A 1007-nucleotide genomic window follows, 5' to 3' on the forward strand; every position below is an offset into this window, starting at 1 on the left:
AAGCAAACATGTAATCTTTCTTCTGCATCTAAAGCCTTGCCCATCAAGTGTTTACCACAATCATTTTATCGACGTATGCAGCGCTTCTTTGCAGGTCAGTATTTTGATTATCGTCAAATTTCTCAGTTGATTTTCAATATGTTTTCATTCGACCAAGTGCAACTGACTTTAGATAGAACCAATTGGAAATGGGGAAAACGAAATATTAATATCCTGATGCTCGCAATCGTTTATCGTGGAATAGCGATACCTATCCTTTGGACATTGCTTAATAAACGTGGAAATTCAGATACGAAAGAGCGTATTGCTTTGATTCAACGCTTTATAGCCATTTTTGGTAAAGACCGTATTGTGAATGTGTTCGCAGACAGAGAGTTTATCGGTGAGCAGTGGTTTACATGGTTAATTGAACAAGACATCAACTTCTGCATTCGTGTTAAAAAAACTTCATTGTCACCAATCATTTAGGAAAGAATCATAAAATTAGTGATTTATTTCGCCATCTTAAAGTTGGTCAAATTGAATGTCGTAAACGACGGATTTTGGTTGGTCGGGTGAAACTATATATAAGTGCACTACAGTTAGAAAATGGAGAGCTTTTACTCGTCGTTTCTCCTCAGTTTAATGCCAATGCTATTCAGGATTATGCATTACGCTGGGAAATTGAAACCTTATTCAGTTGTCTCAAAGGACGCGGGTTTAATCTTGAAAATACGCGCTTGACAGACCCTAGACGAGTGAAAAAATTGATTGCGGTGTTAGCTATAAGCTTCTGTTGGTGTTACTTAACGGGTGAATGGCAACATAATCAAAAAAAAGCGATAAAAATAAAGAAGCATGGACGACTCTCAATGAGTTTATTTCGCTATGGTTTAGACTATGTTCAAATGGCGATTCAGCGTTTAATTGGTTTTGGGAAAAAAGAAGAGTTTAAGGAAATTTTGGCAATTTTAAGAAAGCAGAATCCTGATAGGATAAGGGTTCTGTGAAATTTGTCGTGTACAGAG

At 36.7% G+C, this 1007-nt stretch carries 1 protein-coding gene; it reads left to right on the forward strand.

From position 1 onward, the window contains the following. A protein-coding gene (locus tag FTT78_RS13395; protein ID WP_179994544.1) for an IS4-like element ISAba1 family transposase occupies positions 1 to 989 on the forward strand; the annotation gives its coding sequence in 2 pieces (ribosomal slippage) (positions 1 to 439 and positions 439 to 989; 990 coding nt annotated over the 2 pieces). This gene is flagged as partial in the annotation. Between the last annotated feature and the right edge of the window lie 18 nt (positions 990 to 1007).

It is taken from the genome of Acinetobacter sp. YH01011, from assembly GCF_013420785.1.
Taxonomy (GTDB): domain Bacteria; phylum Pseudomonadota; class Gammaproteobacteria; order Pseudomonadales; family Moraxellaceae; genus Acinetobacter; species Acinetobacter towneri.